Annotated in this window: 12 protein-coding genes, 1 tRNA gene, 1 rRNA gene and 2 pseudogenes (1 of these 16 running past the window's edge); 11 read left to right on the forward strand and 5 right to left on the reverse strand. The window is 30.8% G+C overall.

Annotated features, from left to right (window positions below; translation table 11 throughout):
• The 4 genes and pseudogenes from ACUN06_RS02090 to ACUN06_RS02105 form a co-directional block, all read left to right on the forward strand.
• Positions 1-1,576: ribosomal RNA gene (locus tag ACUN06_RS02090) — 23S ribosomal RNA — on the forward strand; it begins 1,332 nt to the left of the window's first position.
• Between the two features lie 53 nt (positions 1,577-1,629).
• A tRNA-Asn gene (locus ACUN06_RS02095) sits at positions 1,630-1,704 on the forward strand.
• A gap of 171 nt (positions 1,705-1,875) precedes the next feature.
• Complete coding sequence (gene trkA, locus ACUN06_RS02100) at positions 1,876-3,240, forward strand: Trk system potassium transporter TrkA (protein WP_449390033.1); 1,365 nt, start codon at positions 1,876-1,878, stop codon at positions 3,238-3,240.
• A pseudogene (locus ACUN06_RS02105) lies at positions 3,240-4,205 on the forward strand (TrkH family potassium uptake protein); the annotation flags it as partial. The gene trkA and the pseudogene ACUN06_RS02105, both read left to right, overlap by 1 nt.
• A 118-nt stretch (positions 4,206-4,323) precedes the next feature.
• On the opposite strand, the gene ACUN06_RS02110 reads toward ACUN06_RS02105, so the two are convergent.
• The 3 genes from ACUN06_RS02110 to ACUN06_RS02120 all read right to left on the reverse strand — a co-directional run bounded on the left by ACUN06_RS02110 (position 4,324) and on the right by ACUN06_RS02120 (position 6,310).
• Positions 4,324-4,764 carry a hypothetical protein gene (locus ACUN06_RS02110; RefSeq protein ID WP_449389642.1) on the reverse strand — a complete coding sequence of 147 codons (441 nt, stop codon included), beginning with the start codon at positions 4,762-4,764 and terminating at the stop codon, positions 4,324-4,326.
• A gap of 24 nt (positions 4,765-4,788) precedes the next feature.
• A complete protein-coding gene (locus ACUN06_RS02115) occupies positions 4,789-5,163 on the reverse strand; it encodes a hypothetical protein (protein ID WP_449389641.1) in 375 nt (124 codons plus the stop codon).
• Between the two features lie 91 nt (positions 5,164-5,254).
• Positions 5,255-6,310, reverse strand: coding sequence for an IS1595 family transposase (locus tag ACUN06_RS02120; RefSeq protein ID WP_006785445.1), 1,056 nt, complete (start codon positions 6,308-6,310; stop codon positions 5,255-5,257).
• 85 nt (positions 6,311-6,395) lie between these two features.
• Here ACUN06_RS02120 and ACUN06_RS02125 point away from each other — a divergent pair.
• The 4 genes and pseudogenes from ACUN06_RS02125 to ACUN06_RS02140 form a co-directional block, all read left to right on the forward strand.
• Positions 6,396-6,890, forward strand: a pseudogene (locus ACUN06_RS02125) (potassium transporter TrkG); the annotation flags it as partial.
• Between the two features lie 90 nt (positions 6,891-6,980).
• Positions 6,981-8,360: a TldD/PmbA family protein gene (locus ACUN06_RS02130; protein WP_449390034.1), complete on the forward strand. Its 1,380-nt coding sequence runs from the start codon at positions 6,981-6,983 to the stop codon at positions 8,358-8,360.
• Positions 8,361-8,370: 10 nt separating this feature from the next.
• A complete protein-coding gene (locus ACUN06_RS02135) occupies positions 8,371-9,729 on the forward strand; it encodes a TldD/PmbA family protein (protein ID WP_449390035.1) in 1,359 nt (452 codons plus the stop codon).
• Positions 9,722-10,663 carry an NAD(P)/FAD-dependent oxidoreductase gene (locus tag ACUN06_RS02140; RefSeq protein ID WP_291733067.1) on the forward strand — a complete coding sequence of 314 codons (942 nt, stop codon included), beginning with the start codon at positions 9,722-9,724 and terminating at the stop codon, positions 10,661-10,663. Before ACUN06_RS02135 ends, ACUN06_RS02140 begins: the two co-directional genes overlap by 8 nt.
• Positions 10,664-10,758: 95 nt before the next feature.
• On the opposite strand, the gene ACUN06_RS02145 is transcribed toward ACUN06_RS02140, so the two are convergent.
• Both ACUN06_RS02145 and ACUN06_RS02150 read right to left on the reverse strand, forming a co-directional pair.
• A complete protein-coding gene (locus tag ACUN06_RS02145) occupies positions 10,759-11,325 on the reverse strand; it encodes a GDSL-type esterase/lipase family protein (protein WP_412335553.1) in 567 nt (188 codons plus the stop codon).
• 15 nt (positions 11,326-11,340) lie between these two features.
• The gene (locus ACUN06_RS02150) at positions 11,341-11,988 is read right to left on the reverse strand and encodes a RusA family crossover junction endodeoxyribonuclease (RefSeq protein ID WP_291733061.1); all 648 of its coding nucleotides are present in this window, start codon (positions 11,986-11,988) and stop codon (positions 11,341-11,343) included.
• Between the two features lie 308 nt (positions 11,989-12,296).
• On the opposite strand from ACUN06_RS02150, the gene tsaD reads away from it, so the two are divergent.
• The 3 genes from tsaD to ACUN06_RS02165 all read left to right on the forward strand — a co-directional run bounded on the left by tsaD (position 12,297) and on the right by ACUN06_RS02165 (position 15,826).
• A complete protein-coding gene (gene tsaD / locus ACUN06_RS02155) occupies positions 12,297-13,307 on the forward strand; it encodes a tRNA (adenosine(37)-N6)-threonylcarbamoyltransferase complex transferase subunit TsaD (protein ID WP_294382971.1) in 1,011 nt (336 codons plus the stop codon).
• Positions 13,308-13,390: 83 nt separating this feature from the next.
• Positions 13,391-14,413: an alpha/beta fold hydrolase gene (locus ACUN06_RS02160; protein WP_294369204.1), complete on the forward strand. Its 1,023-nt coding sequence runs from the start codon at positions 13,391-13,393 to the stop codon at positions 14,411-14,413.
• Positions 14,414-14,623: 210 nt separating this feature from the next.
• Complete coding sequence (locus ACUN06_RS02165; RefSeq protein ID WP_294369209.1) at positions 14,624-15,826, forward strand: S1C family serine protease; 1,203 nt, start codon at positions 14,624-14,626, stop codon at positions 15,824-15,826.
• Positions 15,827-15,828 lie beyond the last annotated feature (2 nt).

Here is a 15,828-nt window from a genome sequence, read left to right on the forward strand (position 1 = left end):
AATATCTAAGGTTTCCTCAGGAAGGCTCGTCCGCTGAGGGTTAGTCGGGACCTAAGCCGAGGCCGAAAGGCGTAGGCGATGGACAATCGGTTGATATTCCGATACCACTACCATCGTTATTATCGAGGGTGTGACGGAGAAGGATAGTGTGTGCTAGCGATTGGAAATGCTAGTCTAAGCGTTTAGGAAGTTACGGTAGGCAAATCCGCTGTAACAATTCTGAGGCGTGATGGGGAAGGTCATTAAGACCGAAGTACATGATTCCATGCTTCCAAGAAAAGCATCTAGAGAGAGAAGTAGTGCCCGTACCGCAAACCGACACAGGTAGATGAGGAGAGAATCCTAAGGCCGGCGGAAGAATTGCAGTTAAGGAACTAGGCAAATTGACCCCGTAAGTTCGCGAGAAGGGGTGCCTGCGAGAGCAGGCCGCAGAGAATAGGCCCAAGCAACTGTTTAGCAAAAACACAGGTCTCTGCTAAAGCGTAAGCTGATGTATAGGGGCTGACGCCTGCCCGGTGCTGGAAGGTTAAGGGGAACACTTAGCGCAAGCGAAGGTGTGAACTTAAGCCCCAGTAAACGGCGGCCGTAACTATAACGGTCCTAAGGTAGCGAAATTCCTTGTCAGGTAAGTTCTGACCCGCACGAATGGCGTAATGACTTGGGCACTGTCTCAACTGCAAATCCGGCGAAGTTGTAGTGCGAGTGAAGATGCTCGCTACCCGCGATTGGACGGAAAGACCCCGTAGAGCTTTACTGTAGCTTAGCATTGAATTCCGGTATTGTCTGTACAGGATAGGTGGGAGACTGGGAAACTAGGGCGTCAGCCTTAGTGGAGTCAACCTTGGGATACCACCCTGACAGTACTGGGGTTCTAACAGGACGCCATGAATCTGGTGACTGGACATTGTTAGGTGGGCAGTTTGACTGGGGCGGTCGCCTCCTAAAAAGTAACGGAGGCGCCCAAAGGTTCCCTCAGAACGGTCGGAAATCGTTCGTAGAGTGCAAAGGCAGAAGGGAGCCTGACTGCGAGACCTACAAGTCGAGCAGGGACGAAAGTCGGGCTTAGTGATCCGGTGGTACCTCGTGGGAGGGCCATCGCTCAACGGATAAAAGCTACCTCGGGGATAACAGGCTGATCTCCCCCAAGAGTCCACATCGACGGGGAGGTTTGGCACCTCGATGTCGGCTCGTCGCATCCTGGGGCTGTAGTAGGTCCCAAGGGTTGGGCTGTTCGCCCATTAAAGCGGCACGCGAGCTGGGTTCAGAACGTCGTGAGACAGTTCGGTCCCTATCCGTCGCGGGCGTAGGAAATTTGAGAGGAGCTGTCCTTAGTACGAGAGGACCGGGATGGACTGACCTCTGGTGCACCAGTTGTTCTGCCAAGAGCATGGCTGGGTAGCTAAGTCGGGAAGGGATAAACGCTGAAAGCATCTAAGCGTGAAGCCCCCCTCAAGATGAGATTTCCCATAGCATAAGCTAGTAAGACCCCTTGAAGAACACAAGGTTGATAGGTCAGAGGTGGAAGTGCGGTAACGTATGTAGCTGACTGATACTAATAGGTCGAGGGCTTGACCAATAATATAAAATAATTCATATGCAATTTTCAGAGAATAAATTCTCTTAGATTAATCCGCGATAGCTCAATGGTGGAGCACTCGGCTGTTAACCGATAGGTTGGAGGTTCGAGCCCTCTTCGCGGAGCCAGATAAAGCTAGAAACTATTTCTAGCTTTATTTTTTTATTTAAAAATAATTGTAAATAATTAATTAACATAAATTTAAAATAAATAGATGAAAAATCTATCAATATGTCATATAATTGAGTAATATAAGAAAAAATAAACTTAATATTATTACTGATAAGGGGTAAAAGCAAATGGAAGTTATAATTATTGGAGCTGGTAAGGTTGGATATACACTGGCCAAATTTCTTTCTAAAGAGGAGGATAATATAACTATAATTGATAATAATAATGAAGCATTACATTCTATAGTTGAAAAGCTAGATATAATGGGTGTAAAAGGTAATGGAACAAGTTTAAAGGTACTTCATGAAGCTGGAATAAGCAAAGCTGATGTAGTTATATCAGTTACTAATAGTGATGAAGTAAATATGCTTTGTTCATTAGCAGCTAAAAAACTTGGTGCTAAATATACCATAGCTAGAGTAAGAGCACCTCAATATTCTGAAGAGATCTTAATGCTTAAAGATGAATTAGGAATTGATTTGGTAATAAATCCCGAAAAGGAAGCTGCATTAGAAATAGCTAAATTAATAAAATTCCCATCTGTTAGAAGTGTAGATACTTTTGCAAAGGGAAAAGTTGATTTAGTTGGATTTACGGTAGTAGAGGGCGATGGATTAGATGGATATCAAATTAAGGATATAAAATCATTAAAGGATTCTATATTAATTTCTGGTATTGAAAGAAATGGAGAAATATATATACCAAATGGTGAATTTATATTACACAAAGATGATAAGTTATATGTAATAGGAGAACACAAAAAAATAGAAGGTTTCTTTAAAAAGCTTGGTAAATTCCAAGATAAGATTAAGCATCCATTAATAATTGGAGGCGGAAGAGTTACTCATTATTTAGTTAAAATAATTGATAGTTTAGGAGTAACACCTAAGGTAATTGAATTAGACTTAAATAAGTGTATTGAGTTAAATGAAACTTTACCAGAGGCTATTGTAATAAATGGTGATGGAACTGATCATGAGTTACTTTTATCAGAAAATTTACAACAAGCTGATGCATTTATTGCACTTACAGGCAGGGATGAAGAAAATGTATTAACATCATTATTTGCAATTAACAATGAAGTTAAAAATGTTATTACTAAGATAACTAGATTTAATTATAATGTAATAGCAAAAAATGTTGGAATAGACACAATAATAAGTCCTAAAACCATAACAGCAAATAAAATATTAAAATATATACGTTTCTTAAAGGATGAAAAGAAGTGTTGTATTGAAAATATTTATAAGATATTTGATGAAAAAGCAGAAGCAATTGAATTTTTAGTTAGAGAAGATGTTAAATTTCTACATGAAAAATTGAAAGATATAAATATAATAAGTGATATTATTATTGCAACAATAGTAAGAAATGATAAGATTATTATTCCATCAGGAGATGATAAGCTTGAAATTGGTGATAGAGTAATAGTTATAACAAAAAGAGAAAAACTTAGTAATATAAACGACATAATATCTGGAGGACATAGATAATGAACATTACTGCTATATTAAATATTATAGGTCATGTAATGAAATATGAAATAATATTATTATTAATACCGTTTTTTGTAGCACTTTTTTATGGACAAGGAGATGCTAATGCATTTTTATATACCGTATTATTAATGATTCCTATAGCTTTAATTCTTATAAAAATTAAGGGAAAAAAGAATGAAATATATGCAAAAGAAGGATTTTTAACTGTTGGATTAGCTTGGATAGTAATTTCATTTTTTGGTGCATTACCATTTGTATTTAGTGGAGCTATTCCATCTTTAGTTGATGCATTTTTTGAAACATCATCAGGATTTACCACAACAGGGGCATCAATATTAACAGAAATTCAATCTTTACCTAAAGGAATATTATTTTGGAGAAGTTTTACTCATTGGGTAGGAGGAATGGGTTTTTTAATATTTATATTAGCTTTAATGCCTACATTTAGTGGGAATACAATACATTTATTAAAGGCAGAAAGCCCAGGACCTACTCCAGGAAAAATAGTGCCTAAAATTAAACAAACTGCAAAGATATTATATGCAATTTATTTTGTATTAACGTTAATAGAAACTATATTTTTAAAGAGTGCAGGATTGTCATGGTATGATTCTATAATACACGCTTTAGGAACTGCTGGAACTGGTGGATTTTCTAATATGAATGCAAGTGTTGCTGCTTTTAATAATCCTGCAGTAGAATGGATTATTACTATTTTCATGCTTTTATTTGGAGTAAATTTTGTTTTATACTTCCAATTAATTAGAGGAAATGTTAAAGCATTCTTTAAAAGTGAAGAATTGAAGTGGTATTTAATAGCTGTATTTGCTTCAATTATAATTATAGCAGTTAACATAATACCATTTAATCATGGTGATGTAACTAAATCTATAAGAGATTCTGCATTTCAAGTGTCATCAATTGTTACGACAACAGGATATGCAACGGTAAATTTTAATGGCTTTGTTTTAAAATAGTGTTGAAATTAGCATAACATAATAGGATGTCCATTTGGACATCCTATTTGAATCGCAATAATTTAAAATTGTTCGCTAAATCAACTCTACAAATTGGAAGTTATTCCATTTTCCATGCTCCGCCTTTGCTCTCGTAATAGTTTTGCAATGCATGGACTACTTCTGGAATAGTTTTTAAGGAATTAATATCTATTTCCTCATAAACTGTTTCGTCACCCTCAATTTCTAATATTTTACCGTCATCCCTCATTTTTATGTAAAACACCTCAGTTTCACCGCCTAATTCGCAAGTTATAGTAGATTCCATTGTAATACTTTGAGAAGTCGTTGGGAACAGTATGAAGCCGATTAACGCAACAACGATTAATACAAACACAAATATACATTTCTTATCTACTTTCTTAAATAGCACCACGAACATAATGAGAAGAAATATAATACCCAAAATGCTGTTTGCTAAATTTGTCTGCGAATAGTAGAACTTCATGCAGTTGTTAATCGTATCAACTAACATCCCCGCAACAGGAAGTGCATACAACACACTACCCCAAACTGTCTTTTTGTTTCAATAGAACAAGACATAAGCTACAAGTCCGCAAAAAACAGCTATACCAATCCAGTGGAATAGATGGTTCCATTGGAGAAACTTATCAACTGTTACATTTGGGGTGAAAAAATCAATGATACCTTGTAACAAATAATAACTGATACACATACTGGATAAATATGAGAAGGTATTTATCATTGCATTTTTATTTGAAGAACTAAAGTAAATCACAAATGTTGTTGAGAATATCCAAAAGCCAAAAGAGCTTGCAATAGAACTCCAACCCCATAAATCATCATTAGGATAAAAATTCAATAATTCAGTAATCAGACCAATAATTGCACCAAAACATATTACCTCTATATATGATTTTTTCGCATACTTAGATTTCATGTCTTTCCTCCTTTCAAATTAAATACAATTGTTCATCAATCATTATATTTATTGTACACTAAAAATAGTAAAATTAAAACAAATTTTACCTTTATACATATATTGGTCTTCTAATCTTAAAATCCTTTATTAAAGATACAGAATGTGTTGAATTAGCATGAATAAAGAACTTTTTAGGTTTATTCCTTTCCATTTCTGTTTTAAATAATTGGGTCCATTTATACCAAAATAGGTAGTTTGTTAGGAACTTGGTTGAAACACCATTAAACTTTCTTATCCATCTTTTTAAGCTACTATGAAAAGCATTGACTCTTTGAATATTATAAATATCCACAGTTTTTCTCCCGCCCCTAATTTGATGTAATTCAAAATTATGTTGAGCCGCAAATGGGATATAACTCCTATGTTTATCAGTACATAAAATAGAATTTTTTTCAACAACCTCTGATAAAGCCCTATTTATATCAGTATAGTTAGGTCTGCCATCACATATTAAACCAGTATATATATTTCCTAATCTATCTACACCACATAATACACAGGCAAATTCCTTTGATATACCTCTTGTATTTATTTCTTTACCACGCTTTCTTGATTCCCTTGGCATAGTAAAATTAGAACTTTTGCTATGATTCCCTTTATAGCTAAGGGCAAAGTATGTCTCATCGAGTTCAATAACACCCTCAAGAGAGCCGTAGCCAATAAATTTTCTAATAGCGTCTATAATTTTATGTCTCCAAAAGAAAGCTGTTGCAATATTAATCTCAACAATTTCTGCACATTGCCTAATAGTGTTACCATTTATCATACATTGAGCATATAGTAGCCATTTATCTAATCCCTTTTTACTACTTGAAACCGGGGATTTAGAAAAATCATTGAAAGTTTTTTTGCACTCTGGATTTTGGCATTTATACCTTTGTTTAACGCCATTCTTACCATGATATTTTCCATACTTAGATATTTTATCATGATTGCAAAAAGGACAGCACTTCCCCTTGTTAAATCTATTTTCAGCGATTTCTTCATCTATAGAGTTAGTTATTCCATTTGACATCAATACAGTCTTTAAAAAATCAAATACCTTCTCTTGCTCATATGTATTTAATTGTGAAACTTGCTGAATAACATTATTAACTCTTGGCATAAAAAACCTCCTAAATAGTAGTTATATTATATATTATAACCATATTTATAGAGGTTAATCAAATTTCAACAGTTTATTAAAACAAAGCCATTTTAATTTATGGCCAACTTTAAGTAAAGTTATTTTAATTATGCTTATGTTTATGGGAGCAATGGCTGGTTCTACTGGTGGTGGAATTAAAACTATAAGAATAGTAATAATTTTTAAAGCCATAAGAAGAGAAATTGATAAAATTCTTCATCCTAGAAGAGTAAAAAGTGTGAAAATTGATGGAAATGTAGTTGAAGAAGAAACTATATCAGGAGTATTTTTATTTATATTTGCATACATAATTATATCATTAATTGCTATATTTATAGTTTCTTTTGATAATTTTGATATTACTACAACTGTTACATCTGTAATAGCAACTTTAAGTAATATAGGACCAGGACTTGAAATGGTTGGTCCAGCAGGGAATTTTTCGGCATTTTCAGATTTAAGCAAATTAGTATTATCATTTTGTATGTTGGCTGGAAGACTTGAAATATATCCTATGCTCATATTATTTAGTCCATCACTTTGGAAAAAGAATTTTTAAAATACTGCCTCCAGGTTTTAACCCAGAAAATGGATTGACCTAGGAGGCAGTTAGTATATAATTAATAATAGTGAAAGGGAGGAATGATTTATGTTATCTCGTGAAGTTGCACAAAAGGTGCTTGGAAGATGTTTAATAACTGGTGGAGATTTTGCTGAAATATTTGAAGAAGATAGTTTAAATAATTCAATTAGTATATTAAATGGAAAAGTTGAAAATTCTATAGGAGGAAGATCTTATGGAATTGGAATTAGAATATTTAAGGGATTAAAGAGTGTATATGCATATACAAATAATAATAGTTTAACATCGCTTTTAAATGTTGCTCAAAAAGCAGCACTAGCTTTAGGGGATTTAAAAGAAGAAAAAATGATAGTTTTAAATGAAAGAGAAAATATTAATATAAATCCAATAATACTTACACCATCATCTATAGAGCTTAATAAAAAAATAGGGGTAATGAGGGTTGCATATGATTCGGCTAAAAATTATCATAGTGAAATTGCTCAAGTTGGAGTTGGATATGCAGATAAAGAACAGCATATTTTAATTGCAAATACAGAAGGGCTATATACAGAAGATAAGAGAATAAGAACAAGATTAACTATAAATGCTATAGCATCTATTAATGGTGAAAATCAAACAGGTTTTGAGGGTCCAGGAAGACATATGGGATTTGAAATGTTTAATGAAATTGACCCAGAGTATTATGGAAAGTCAGCTGCAAGACAGGCATATACAATGTTACATGCAAGAAATTGTCCAGCAGGAAGAATGACAGTTGCTATTGATAATGGTTTTGGTGGAGTTATATTCCATGAAGCTTGTGGACATTCATTAGAAGCTACATCCGTTGCTAAAGGAAATTCAGTATTTACTGGAATGCTTGGAAAGCAAATAGCATCTACAAAGGTAACTGCAATAGATGATGGAACTATACCTAATGCATGGGGATCTTTAAATATAGATGATGAAGGCAATAAAACGCAAAAGAATATTCTTATTGAAGATGGAATATTAAAATCTTATATGATAGATAAGTTAAATGGAAGAAGAATGGGAATGAATCCAACTGGAAGTGGAAGAAGACAAAGTTATAAGTATGCGCCAACATCAAGAATGACTAATACTTATATTGCTAATGGTGATGACAATCCAGAAGATATAATTAAATCTATAAGTGATGGGTTATATGCTAAAAAAATGGGTGGTGGATCTGTTAATCCTGTTACTGGTGAATTTAATTTTGCTGTTTCAGAAGGATATATTGTTAAAAATGGTGTTATACAAGAACCTGTTAGGGGAGCTAGCTTAATTGGTAAAGGAAGCGAAATTTTAATGAATATAGATATGGTTGGAAATAACATGACTCAAGGGCAGGGAATGTGTGGTTCTTCATCTGGAAGTATAGCAACTAATGTTGGTCAACCAATGATAAGAGTAAAAGAAATAACTGTTGGTGGAAGATAGGAGGGAGAGTATGGAGTTAAATTTATTTGTAAAAGAATTATTTTCAAAGGCACAAGAAGAAGGATTTTCTGAATATGAAGTATATTATGTTGATAGGGAAAGTTTAAGTATAAGTGTTTATAAGGAAGAAGTTGAAAAGTATAATTTAAATAATTCTGCAGGTTTATCATTTAGAGGAAAATTTGGCGATAGAATTGGATATTCTTATACTGAAATATTAGATGAAGATGCTATAGAAATGCTTGTTAAAAAGGCTAAGGAAAATGTATTAGCAATTGAAAATAATGATATTCAATTTATATATGAGGGAGATAAGGAATATAAGGAAATAAGTACTTATCATGAAGAGTTAGAAGATATACCAGCAGATAAGTTAATCAATATTGCAATAAGTATGGAAAAGGAAGCTAAAAAATATTGCAATAAGGTAGAAAGTTTTAGTGGATGTTCAGTTTCATATAGTTCTGGAAAATATGGAATAATAAATTCTAAGGGACTAAACTTAAGTAATAAATCTAATTTATTAACAGCTTATGTTGTACCAATAGTAAAAGATTTGGATAAAATGTATGATGGCTGTGGATATGTAGTAGCAAAATCATTAAATGATGTTAAGCCAGATAAAATTGCTAAAATGGGAGTAGATGAAGCATTAAGTAAAATTGGAGGAACATCAATTGCAGCAGGAAATTATAAAGTAATAATAAATAATGAAGCAATGGTATCGCTTTTATCAACTTTTGCAGGAATCTTTAGTGGGGATGCAGTGCAAAAGGGATTAAGTTTATTAAAAGATAAAGAAGGAGAAATAATAGCTACAGATATTGTTAATTTAGTAGATGATCCTCACTTAGAAGATGGTTTAGCATCAGTTTCATTTGATGATGAAGGTGTTGCAACATTAAAAACTTATTTAATTAAGAATGGTAAGTTAAATAGCCTTCTTCATAATTTAAAAACAGCTAATAAGGCTGGGGTAAAATCAACTGGTAATGGATTTAAAGCATCATATGCATCACCAATATCAGTATCACCAACAAATTTTTATATAGAACCTGGTATTAATTCATTAGAAGAAATGACTAAGAAAATCAATAAAGGATTAATAATAACTGATTTTGCTGGATTACATTCAGGAGCAAACTCAATAACAGGAGATTTTTCTTTAGCTGCTAAGGGGTTTTATATAGAAGATGGTATAAAAACTCACCCAGTAGAACAAATAACAGTTGCAGGTAACTTCTTTACTTTATTAAATAATATAGAAGAAATAGGCTCTGATTTAAAATTCCCTATGAGTAGTGTTGGTAGTCCAAGTATTATAATAAAAGAACTTTCAATTGCTGGTGAGGGAGCAAAGAATGAATAAATATGACTTAGTTATAATTGGATCAGGTGCATCTGGACTTTCTGCTGGAGTTTCAGCTTTAAAATCAGGTATTAAAAATGTCTTAATTTTAGAAATGGAAGATGTTTTAGGAGGTAATTTAAATTTATTTATTGATAATGGTTTTGGTAAGTATTATTTAAATGAAACTGTTACTGGTCCTGAGCTTGGAAGTATTTTAATAAAGGATTATAAGGCTTTAGGTGGGTTATATAAATTAAACACTAGAGTTTTAGAAATTAATAGGGATAAGATAATTACTTATGTAAATCCAGAAGAGGGAATAGTAGAAATAGAAGCAAAAGCTATAATATTAGCAGCTGGATGTAGAGAAAGATATACGGGAAATATATTAATACCAATTCATAAGTTTACAGGAATATTTACTGTAGGTGCAGCTCATAGATTAATTAATTATAGTGGATATATTCCAGGAAAAGAGGTTATTATTTCTGGCGATGATATATGGACTCTTATTGTAGCAAGAAGATTAGTGATAGAAGGTGCAACAATAAAAGGTATAGTTACACAAAGAAAATCATTTAATAAAAATGAATTAGATATTGTTAATGGTTTTAATATACCGATAATTTATGAAAGTGAAATTAGTGATATTGAAGGTGGGGAAAGAGTTAATTTATGTAGAATTAAAAATTTATATTCATATGAAATTACAACTATTCCATGTGATTCATTAGTTTTGTCAGTAGGATATTTTCCTGACATTGATTTTATAAAAAAGATGAGCATTATGATGGATGAGGATTATATAAAAAGTGAAAATAATCGTACATCTGTTGAAGGAATATTTATATGTGGAACTATGAAAGATGGAATTGATTCATTATTAAATAGTGGAGAAAGTGGATTTAAACTTGGAAATCAAATTTTTGAGTATTTAAAAGAATCTTACTAATTATTATAATAAATATAAGCATAGATAAAAGTCATTATAGAGATAAAATCTATGCTTATTTTTTTATATATAGAAATATATTTATAATTATTTTTTTAAAGAAAATAATTTTTAGCTTTTTGTAATAGTAAATCTTGTCCTTTACGGCTAAAATGAATTCCATCAATATATAAATTAGGATGTTCATTAGCAGTTTGTGTTATTGAATAAAAATCGATATATTTTATATTATATGATAAACATAAACTTAACATTTCTTTTCGTAATAAAGGCAAATTTTTTTCGCAATAATCATAGGTAGTAGATGGCATAAAGAGTCTATTAGCAATGGATGGAATTATATTTGGGGGAAAACCTATAATTACATTTATATTTTCTTTCAATAAATTTTTAATCATTAATTCTATATTATTAATAATAGATTGTACACTACGATTTGAAAGCAAGTCATTTGTGCCACCCATAATAAATACATCAGTAGGGTTTAAGCTTAAAACATCTTCTTCAAATCTAATGAGCATATCTGTAGTTGTACTTCCATTTATACCTTTATTATATAAATTTAAATTAAGGGTGTTTTTTAATTTATATACCCAATTATCCTTTGGACTTACACCATAACCGTAAATTAAACTGTCTCCTAAAAATACATATTTTCTCATAAATACTAAGTCTCCTTAAAGTAATTTATTAAAGCAATTTTTACAAATTAAAGTTTTACCTTTATCAGCAGTTATATAGTTATTTTCTTTTAAGATATTTTTACAAATTGAACATTTATATATAGAGGAATCAATTTTTTCTTCTTTAGGTGACTTTGGTGTTTTAGTTTTTTTATTCAATTCATCCGTGGAACGAATAGATTTTTTTAATGAAGAATATAATCTTTTTTCGTTTTGTATTTCATTTTCAGTAATAGAATAAGAAAGTGAGTAAGTACTTTCTCCAAATAGTTCTAATTCAAATCTTGGATTTAATTTATCATAAAACTCTTCTACTATTATTTTTCTAATTTGAGCATCGTTAACGATTAAACCGCTTTTTTCTATTCCATCAAAAATGCTTTTTGTTATATTTGCAGTATCAGGATGTCGTTTTTCACTTTTATAATAAACTTTTAAAACTGCAATAAGTGACTCTTCTAATATTAAATCAGGATTTTGACTTCTTGCATAATAAGCTATTTCTTCTTCATAAAGAGCATATTTATCAAGGGATTTTCCTGTATTATAAGGCAAGATAGCTCTTCCATCTTTATTATGTAATTTAAAATTTGATTTAGTAATAGGTGATCCTAAAACTATTACTTTTGCATAAGGTTTCATAAGTATTTCTCCTAAAATATTTTAAAGTAAAGTAATTTATAATAAAAAAATGTTAATAATTAATAAGGGGTATACTAAAAACAAACATAATTATTAAAAAATCCTTAAAAATCCATAAAAACAAATAAAAAATAATGAATAATTTTTTCTAAAAGTATATAATACTTTGTAGGATTATACTACAAGGTATTTGTTATATTTTAAATATACATTAGTGAATTTATATTCACAAGTAATAATTTGATTATGTAATATTATTAATATATAATACAAATTGGTATTATTCAGTAAAAGAAGAGGTAAAATAAATGGAAGATAAATATATTTTGGCTATAGAATCAAGCTGTGATGAAACTTCAGCAGCTGTTGTATTAAATGGAAGAGAAATATTATCAAATGTGATTGCATCACAAATAAGTACTCATGAACAGTATGGGGGAGTAGTTCCTGAAGTTGCTTCAAGAATGCATATAGAAGCTATAAGTGGAGTTGTTGAAGAAGCATTATTAAAAGCAAATATTACTTTAGAAAAGATAGATGCAATTGGAGTTACATATGGTCCTGGATTAGTTGGAGCATTATTAGTAGGATTACAATTTGCAAAGGGATTAGCATTTGCAAGTAAAAAGCCTTTAGTTGGTGTAAATCATATTGAAGGGCATATTTGTGCAAATTATATACAACACAAGGATTTAAAACCTCCATTTATTTCATTAGTAGTTTCAGGTGGGCATACTTTTATAGTTCATGTTAAGGATTATGGGATATATGAAGTAATAGGTCAAACTAGAGATGATGCTGCTGGTGAAGCATATGATAAGGTTGCAAGAGCATTAGGACTAGGATATCCAGGGGGACCTAAAATAGATAAATTAGCAAAAGAAGGAAATCCGAAAGCTATAACATTTCCAAAAGCAAATTTCCATGAAGAAACATTAGATTTTTCATTTAGTGGGGTAAAATCAGCAGTTCTTAATTATTTAAATAAGTGTAATATGCAAAATATTGAAATTAATAAAGCTGATGTTGCAGCTTCATTCCAACAAGCTGTAGTAGATGTTTTAAAGGATAATGTATTATTAACTTGTAAGAAAAAAAATATTGATACTATTGCAATTGCAGGTGGAGTTGCTTCAAATTCAACATTAAGGGAAACTCTTATTAATGAAGCTGGTAAGAAAGGAATTAAGGTTTTATTCCCAACTCCTATTTTATGTACAGATAATGCAGCTATGATAGGAAGTGCAGCATATTTTAATTTTATTAATGGAAAAGTTAATGATTTAAATTTAAATGCAAAACCAAATTTAAAATTATAAAGCTAGGGATTAAGTACATATACTTAAAGGTTTTAAACATATTTATAAAAATATAAATTAGGGATGTATGGGGAGAGAAGGCAATGAAGTTTTTACCGTATTCAAATGGGGTACGCAAAGTAAGCATGAAAAAACATAGAAGTCCTAAAGATAATTTTAAAATTGCAATTACTATAATTGTTGCTATTTTAATAATTGGGATAGTTACACAAAGTTTAGTTGATTTTATTGATGGGGAAAGATTAAAAAAGAGAGTAAACTATACAACTGTGGATGAACTAAGAATGGATTATAGAGTAGAAGGGGAAGGTAGTTATACTATTATTTTTGATGGGGATATAGGTACTACCTTAGAAGAATGGACTCCTATTGTAGAGAAATTAATGGAAAAAGATAGTGTTAGGACATTTGTTTATAATAGACAAGGATATGGATATAGTGATATTTCATCTTCGGGTAGAATACCAAAAGAGCAAGCAAGGGATTTAAAAATATTATTAAGAAAAGCTGGACTTTCTGGTCCATATATTATAGTTGGGGAAGGATATGGATCATTAGTATTAACAAGTTTTGCAGAACAGTTTAAGGATTCTGTTGCAGCTGCAATAATGATTGATCCTATTAATGAAAAATATACTCAAACAAATGAGTATAAAAAAAGCCAGACTATAACTAAGATAAGGAGACTGATTGAAAAAATAGGTTCTAAGTGTGGATTTACAATGTTGTTAGATAAATTAAATTTAGATATTAATTTAGATGATTATGAAAATGGTCTTTTAGAAAAGAATAAAGAAGAATTTTTAGCATTAAGAACTAAATCAAAATATACAACAGCAGTTTATAATGAATTTAATAATATACTTAAAGGTACAAGCCATAGTCAAAATAAAGGTGTATTTTCAGATGTTCCTTATTATTTATTAACTAAAAATAGTGATGATCCATTAAAGAACTTAGGAGATGAAAGTTTAACAACTGTATACGTAAGTAGTTGTGAAAAAGACTATTTACCATTAAATGATAAGGAAAATGTTCTTTCGGCTATAAGACAAACGGTAAAACAATTACAAGAAATTGATAATGTTAAAAAAGCAAAAAAATAATTTAGAGCGCTAGCAGTTTGCTAGCGTTATTTTTTTACAATTTTAGGTTCTGATTTAAATTATATATGTTTTAATCTTTGCTATTAAATAGTTTAATTTTAATTAAGACTTATAATTGTCATATATTTGACACATATAGTGGTTATATTATAAGTATCAAATAAATAAATAAGGTTATATTTAAATATAAATAAAAAGGAGATAATATATATGGATAATGAGAATATTTATGATGCAGCTTATAAAGAAGCACATACAATTGAGTATGTAGAAACAAAAAATAATTTTGAGGAAGAACCGAAGAAAAAAAATAAAAAAGGAAATGGAAATGGATTTGCAAAGTATATTGCAATAGCACTTATTTGTTCTTTATTTGGTGGAGTAGTTGGTTCAGGAGCTACTTACGCTATATCAGGAAAAAATAATTCAAGTGAAAAGTCAAGTAGTAAGGTCTTAGCTGATCCAGCATCATTTGCAAAAGATAATACAGCATTATCTGCAGTTGATATATATAAGAAGGTAGCACCTGCAGTTGTTATGGTATCAACAAAAACAGTTCAAAGTGTTAATGGATGGTTCCAACAAGAAACAGAAGGTATGGGATCTGGATTTATAATAAATGAAGAAGGTTATATATTAACAAACTATCACGTAATTGATGGAGCAAAGGAAGTTACAGTAACTTTAAGTGATGGAAGAGAAGTAACTGCATCAGTAGTTAATTATGATTCAGACAAAGATATTGCTATGATAAAAATAAATGAGGAAGTAAAAGTTCCTGGAGTTGTAGAATTAGGTGATTCAGATGCATTACAACCAGGTGAGGAAGTAGTGGCAATTGGTAATCCGTTATCAAAGGAATTATCATCAACATTAACAAAGGGAATAATAAGTGCATTAAATAGAAATGTTGAAACACAATCAGGTGTTAGCACAAACTTAATACAAACAGATACAGCTATTAACGCTGGTAATAGTGGTGGACCATTAATAAATACTAAAGGTCAAGTTATTGGAATTAATACATTAAAGGCAAGTGATGGTGCTGAGGGTATAGGATTTGCAATTCCAATAAATGATGTAAAAGAAAAAATTGATTCATTATCTAAACCAATATTAAATTTAGGTGTATCAGTTAGAGTTGTTGATGAAACATTAGCTAAAAAATTAAATTTAGAAGAAGGGTTATATGTTGTAGAGGTAACTGAATATTCATCAGCTGAAAAGGCTGGATTAAGAAGTGGAGATTTAATTGTTAAGGCTGATGGAAGAAGAATAAAAACATTTGAAGAATTACAAGAAGTAAAGAATTCTAAAAAGGAAGGTGATTCTATTAACATAGAATTTATTAGAGATGGTAAAACTCAAAATGCAAATGTAACATTAACACCATCACAAACAGTAAATAATTAATT

Source organism: Clostridium sp. ETTB3, from assembly GCF_053571985.1.